Annotated in this window: 3 protein-coding genes and 1 tRNA gene; 1 reads left to right on the top strand and 3 read right to left on the bottom strand. The window is 56.3% G+C overall.

From position 1 onward, the window contains the following. Positions 1-355 precede the first annotated feature (355 nt). Positions 356-1,515, bottom strand: a protein-coding gene (locus tag LZA78_RS17465; protein ID WP_233678159.1) for an IS3 family transposase whose coding sequence is annotated in 2 segments (ribosomal slippage) — positions 356-1,266 and positions 1,266-1,515 — 1,161 coding nt in all. Because the reading frame shifts where the segments join, the coding sequence is not laid out codon by codon here. Between the two features lie 73 nt (positions 1,516-1,588). Between LZA78_RS17465 and LZA78_RS17460 the strand changes: the two genes are divergently transcribed. Further along, entirely contained in the window at positions 1,589-1,897 is a 309-nt protein-coding gene (locus LZA78_RS17460; RefSeq protein WP_233678158.1) for a hypothetical protein, read from the top strand. 71 nt (positions 1,898-1,968) lie between these two features. On the opposite strand, the gene LZA78_RS17455 is transcribed toward LZA78_RS17460, so the two are convergent. Together LZA78_RS17455 and LZA78_RS17450 are read right to left on the bottom strand one after the other, a co-directional pair. Further along, entirely contained in the window at positions 1,969-3,243 is a 1,275-nt protein-coding gene (locus LZA78_RS17455; RefSeq protein ID WP_233678157.1) for an HNH endonuclease, read from the bottom strand. A 252-nt stretch (positions 3,244-3,495) separates the two neighbouring features. Continuing rightward, positions 3,496-3,572, bottom strand: a tRNA-Met gene (locus LZA78_RS17450). Positions 3,573-3,620 lie beyond the last annotated feature (48 nt).

Genomic DNA, 3,620 nt, shown 5'->3' with positions numbered 1-3,620 from the left:
AACGACAGACCCTCGAATATCGGCGCTTGCAGCACCACAAGCTCGCCGCATAACATCATCCCACAGACGAGGCCCGCTCTCCGCTAATCTACGCCACGAGTTGCGCCAAATGTTCTGACGACGGACAGACGGAACCAAAACAGAAAAAGTTCAGCGTGCGTTTAGCACGAAACCTTTCAAGGGCGGTTCGAGCTACATGGGATTTTTCGGAGATTTGTTTGAAATCATCCCCCCGAGAGAACGTCCGGCCCTTGAAGGCATCGAATATCATTCTCCCGGTTTTGTGGACCTTCGAGGTAAGGATGCCATTCTCAGTTCAATTAGAGAGATGACCTGCCCCCTGCCGGTCCCTCATTCATAACGAGAGTCTGCAGGTTGGATCTGGGTATTCGGCTTCCTCGTCTGACGCAAGCGCGCCGGGCGCGGAGCCCTCAAATTGCTCAAGCGTCCGGCGCGCTTGCTGCGGTGTCTGGTTGGCCAGGGACGAGTGTGGCCTGACCGTATTGTAGTCGTATCGCCAGAGCGCCAGCTTGCGCCGCGCATCATCCAGGCTGTCGAATATCTCCTCGTTCAGCAGCTCGTCCCGCAGGCTGCCGTTGAAGCTTTCGATAAAGGCGTTTTGCTGGGGCTTGCCCGGATCGATGTAGTGCCACGGCACGGTGTTCTCGTCGGCCCATTTCAGGATGGCCCGACTGGTGAACTCCGTCCCATTGTCACTGACAATGCAGCCGGGCTGGCCGTAGACCCGGATCAGTGCGCTGAGTTCGCGCGCGACCCGTGCGCCGGACAGGCTGGTATCGGCGATCAGGCACAGGCATTCGCGGGTGCAATCATCGATCACGGCCAGGATCCGGAACTTCCGCGAGGCGCCGAAGCTGTCAGACACGAAGTCCAAGGACCAGCGCGCATTGGGGCGTCCCGCGACCGGCATCGGCGTCCTCGTCCCACGTGCGCGCTTGCGACCGCGCCGCCTTTTTACGGATAGCCCTTCCTCGCGGTAGATCCGGTATAGCTTCTTGTGGTTCATGCTCATGCCTTTGCGTTCCAGCAGCACCCCGATCCGGCGGTAGCCGAACCGACGTCGCTTGCCGGCGATCTCCTGCATCTCCTTGCGGATCTCGGCACAGTCCGGCGGGCGTTCACGCCGGACTGTCTTTGGATCGACACCAACCAGCTTGCAGGCTCTGCGCTGCGAGATGTCATGATCCCGCATCACTCGGAGCGCCGCGTCTCGCCGCTTCGTCAATGTCGTCAGCTCTTTCCCAGAAGGTCTTTCAGCACCACGTTGTCCAGCATGGTATCGGCCAGCAGGCGCTTGAGCTTAGCGTTCTCGTCCTCGAGCGCCTTCAGCCTGGCCGCCTCGGACACTTCCATCCCGCCATACTTGGCCTTCAACTTGTAGAAAGTCGCTGTGCTTAGGCCATGCCTGCGGCACACCTCGGCTGTCGGCATGCCGGCCTCTTGCTCTTTGATCATCCCGATAATCTGCGCCTCGGTGAAACGGCTCTTTCGCATTCGTCTACTCCTTCAGGGTTGACGCAGACTCTACATTACGGTGAGGGATTTCGCGGGGAGCAGGTCAGAGAGTGTGTCACGATTCCTCGAGAACGCAGATACCATACAGAAGGCACATGATGATTTAAGGGCTTTCATGTCAAAATCTAAACTCCTCTCCATCACCGGCGGCGCAAAAGATATAGGTGCCGATATTTTGGAGGAGCTTCAGAAATTGACCACGGCCTTCTACGAAACACTCCCTATAGATGGCAAGGATCAGCTAAAGCTACTTGCGAAGCAAAACTCAATTGTTCATGCAAAGATCGGTCTTGCGTTGTTCCGGCGCCTGAAGGCCACCGCGAATTTTTTTGCACAAGGTCGGTTGTCCTATTCCGAATAGAAAATCGCGCCCACAGCTTTGACCCAACTTAGTCAAGTGAATTAAATGGCTAACCGAATTTCACTACACACTTAACGTTTAAAGACGAATTCGCGGTGGAACGCCAGATAGGGAAGCTGCTCTGTCCTGAAGGCTCCGTAGCTGCCTCCGGGCTCAATACCCCAGAGGATCAAGGTATCGAGATCGGCATCGGGCGATACCAGCAACGCACCATCGTCAGCAAAGCTGATGAAGCCCTGATCAAACAAATGATCTATATGCGGGCTCAAGAGCAGGCCATTATTGCCATCGAGTTTTTCGAAGGTAGTAGAAGCGCGCCAGGGTTTAATATGGCTTGCTCGAAGGTGGCGCCGGTTGGAGACTCCGGTGATCCGACAAGATTTCTCGAAGCCTTCTAGGTTTTGCCGATAGATACCTTGCCCGCGGCGCGATTTAACTAATTGAAGCTTATCAGTCTCATCGAGATCAGTGCGATTGCGCAGCTCCCGCTCTACTTGCTCTTCCGAAGCCTCTATCGCTTCAATCTGGTGCGCAGGTTCAATGGTTGTGCTGCGGTCTATCTCGGCCCATAGCGGGCCTAGCAGTTCGATCACCGCTGCCGCCATCTCCACAGGAACCGCGGCAAGATATGCCCCCTGATTGCCGTTACCGTTGGCTTGAATAGGGGAGTATTTTTCGGGAAGCGTGGGCGCCAAAACATCCATATGATCCTTCGGGCGAAGCGGCGTGCTAAGGCGCGTGAACTCGACAGGAACGCGCCAGCCATCGCCCCCCCAGTTCTCGCCCGTGGCTCCGAACTCCCCAGGCTTTGGCGCCAGAATTGCCGGCGCGGAACATACTCCAACTGCCCGAATTTCACCACCTGCGAAGGCAAACACGACATCGCCGGGCCGAACGCGCTTCATATTCTCGTAGAATTCATTACGCCCCCCATCACTCCGTGTAGTTGGCGACCAGAGATAGTTCCCACCGACTTCATGAGCATACGTCTGTTTGTTGTTAACCCACCAGTAGGCGACACCTTCTACGGCCTGGTTAGCAAACGAGTGCGGAACGCGCGGCGCATCGGACGCCCGAACTTCAAAGCCCAGGCCTCTCAAAGTTTGCGCTACGGTCGCTTCTCCACCACTGAACTCCGTTGCCCGAAGCGGGCGGCGATCGCCCCCGAAGTAACCGTGCGCGACGCCTACAATTGCCTTCGAGTCGTAGAACTTTCCGTCATGCTCTATCAAATATGCCCGTGACCGTCCAAAACCGTGGATCTCTAAGAAGGCGTCTCGACCGACCCTATCAAACTCTTCAATGGCCTGAACAACGGCAGCACGGCTAATGTCTGATAGAGACAAGTGACCCACCTAAATTACGCGATCTGCATATGCTGATTGAGTAAAGCCGAGTTCGCCTCCGCCTACAACTCAAGGTGTTACAATGACCGCTTCAGAAGTCCAATCGACGAATAAGCCGCGCTTGGCCTGTTGCCTGTTTGCAAGAGTTCGAATTGCTCTCCGCTTGCTTCCAGTTTGCTTCCACGGCCAAACCCACAACACGAACAGCCGCCCTTGGGCGGCGCGTAGCGTGTTGTTTTCATTCGTAAAGTTTGGTTGCGGGGGTAGGATTTGAACCTACGACCTTCAGGTTATGAGCCTGACGAGCTACCGGGCTGCTCCACCCCGCGACGGTGACGCGTTTGCGTCGGGCCCCGAGGGCATTGTTATGCGATCGG

The organism is Rhodobacter flavimaris (assembly GCF_021378075.1).
GTDB lineage: Bacteria > Pseudomonadota > Alphaproteobacteria > Rhodobacterales > Rhodobacteraceae > Rhodobacter > Rhodobacter flavimaris.
The sequence above is the reverse complement of the archived record's forward strand: the minus strand, read 5'-3'. Positions and strand labels throughout refer to the sequence as shown.